This window comes from Sphingomonas sp. NFR04, assembly GCF_900114095.1.
GTDB lineage: Bacteria > Pseudomonadota > Alphaproteobacteria > Sphingomonadales > Sphingomonadaceae > Sphingomonas.
In genome coordinates, this window is sequence record NZ_FORV01000016.1 from 1 (window position 1) to 2240 (window position 2240).

Consider the following 2240-nt stretch of genomic DNA (forward strand, 5'->3'; position numbering starts at 1 on the left):
GCGTACCTCTTGCATAATGGGTCTGTGACTTAATGTATCAAGCAAGCTTAAGCCGATAGGTGTAGGCGCAGCGAAAGCGAGTCTGAATAGGGCGACTGAGTTTGATGCATTAGACCCGAAACCCGGCGATCTATGCATGACCAGGATGAAGGTGCGGTAACACGCACTGGAGGTCCGAACCGATTAACGTTGAAAAGTTACCGGATGAGTTGTGCTTAGGGGTGAAAGGCCAATCAAGCCGGGAAATAGCTGGTTCTCCGCGAAAACTATTGAGGTAGTGCCTCGGATGAACACCCTAGGGGGTAGAGCACTGGATGGATGCGGGGGTCGCGAGATCTACCAACTCTAACCAAACTCCGAATACCTAGGAGTGATATCCGGGAGACAGACGGCGGGTGCTAAGGTCCGTCGTCAAAAGGGAAACAGCCCTGACCTACAGCTAAGGTCCCCAAGTCACGTCTAAGTGGGAAAGCATGTGGGAATCCCAAAACAACCAGGAGGTTGGCTTAGAAGCAGCCATCCTTTAAAGAAAGCGTAACAGCTCACTGGTCTAAACAAGGGTTCCTGCGGCGAAGATGTAACGGGGCTCAAGACGTGCACCGAAGCTTAGGGTGTGATCGTTTACGATCACGCGGTAGCGGAGCGTTCCGTAAGCCTGTGAAGTGGAAGGGTAACCGACCATGGAGGTATCGGAAGTGCGAATGCAGACATGAGTAGCGATAAAGAGGGTGAGATGCCCTCTCGCCGAAAGACCAAGGGTTCCTGCGCAAGGCTAATCCGCGCAGGGTGAGCCGGCCCCTAAGACGAGCCCGAAGGGGGTAGTCGATGGGAACCACGTTAATATTCGTGGGCCTGGTGGTGTGTGACGGATTGCGTGTGTTGTCAGCTCTTATCGGATTGAGCTGGCTTCGAAGCAGTCCCGGGAAATAGCCCCACCGTATAGACCGTACCCGAAACCGACACAGGTGGTCAGGTAGAGTATACCAAGGCGCTTGAGAGAAGTGTCCTGAAGGAACTCGGCAAATTGCCTCCGTACCTTCGGAAGAAGGAGGCCCAGCATAAGCGCAAGCTCTTGTTGGGGGCACAGGCCAGGGGGTAGCGACTGTTTAGCAAAAACACAGGGCTCTGCTAAGTCGGCTTCAAGACGACGTATAGGGCCTGACGCCTGCCCGGTGCCTGAAGGTTAAGTGGAGGAGTGCAAGCTCCGAAATGAAGCCCAGGTAAACGGCGGCCGTAACTATAACGGTCCTAAGGTAGCGAAATTCCTTGTCGGGTAAGTTCCGACCTGCACGAATGGCGTAACGACTTCCCCACTGTCTCCAGGACATGCTCAGCGAAATTGAATTCTCCGTGAAGATGCGGAGTACCCGCGGTTAGACGGAAAGACCCCGTGCACCTTTACTGCAGCTTCAGAGTGGCAGTGGAGAACAACTGTGTAGAATAGGTGGGAGGCTTTGAAGCACCGGCGCCAGCTGGTGTGGAGCCACCAAGTGAAATACCACCCTGTTGTTCTTTACTGTCTAACCTCGTACCGTCATCCGGTACAGGGACCCTCTGTGGCGGGTAGTTTGACTGGGGCGGTCGCCTCCTAAAGAGTAACGGAGGCGCGCGAAGGTTGGCTCAGGCCGGTTGGAAACCGGCTGTTAGAGTGCAATGGCATAAGCCAGCCTGACTGCGAGACTGACAAGTCGAGCAGAGACGAAAGTCGGTCATAGTGATCCGGTGGTCCCTCGTGGAAGGGCCATCGCTCAACGGATAAAAGGTACGCCGGGGATAACAGGCTGATAACCCCCAAGAGCTCATATCGACGGGGTTGTTTGGCACCTCGATGTCGGCTCATCACATCCTGGGGCTGGAGCAGGTCCCAAGGGTTTGGCTGTTCGCCAATTAAAGTGGTACGTGAGCTGGGTTCAGAACGTCGCGAGACAGTTTGGTCCCTATCTGCCGTGGGCGTCGAAATTTGAGAGGAGTTGACCCTAGTACGAGAGGACCGGGTTGAACATACCTCTGGTGTACCAGTCGTTCCGCCAGGAGCGCAGCTGGGTAGCTATGTATGGACGGGATAACCGCTGAAAGCATCTAAGCGGGAAGCCTCCCTCGAGATAAGATTTCATAGAGCGGTCGAAGACCACGACCTTGATAGATCGGATGTGGAAGCGCGGTAACGCGTGGAGCTAACCGATACTAATTGCTCTTTTCGCGCTTGAGAGTTTCACACCCCCATCGACAACCCTGGGTTG

The 2240-nt window shown here is 54.6% G+C and carries 1 rRNA gene; it reads left to right on the top strand.

Annotated elements, in window-relative coordinates:
- Positions 1-2207: ribosomal RNA gene (locus tag BM009_RS22040) — 23S ribosomal RNA — on the top strand; the annotation flags it as partial.
- Positions 2208-2240: the final 33 nt, after the last annotated feature.